This window comes from Streptomyces exfoliatus, assembly GCF_000725545.1.
Lineage (GTDB): Bacteria > Actinomycetota > Actinomycetes > Streptomycetales > Streptomycetaceae > Streptomyces > Streptomyces exfoliatus.
On sequence record NZ_JNZP01000121.1, the window covers coordinates 1 to 223 of the forward strand.

1 protein-coding gene is annotated in these 223 nt (G+C 72.6%); it reads left to right on the forward strand.

Annotated features, from left to right (window positions below; genetic code table 11):
- The coding region (locus IO20_RS37340) for a beta-ketoacyl synthase N-terminal-like domain-containing protein (RefSeq protein WP_037637105.1) at positions 1-223 on the forward strand (223 nt) is incomplete at both ends.

Genomic DNA, 223 nt, shown 5'->3' on the forward strand with positions numbered 1-223 from the left:
GTCCTTCTCCGCCGACGCGGACGGCACCGCGTGGGCCGAAGGCGTCGGTGTCCTGGTCGTCGAGCGACTGTCCGACGCCCGACGCCTCGGCCACGAGGTTCTCGCCGTCGTGGCCGGAACGGCCGTCAACCAGGACGGCGCCTCCAACGGACTCACCGCACCCAGCGGCCCCGCCCAGGAACGCGTCATCCGCGCCGCCGTACAGGACGCCGGAATCTCCTTC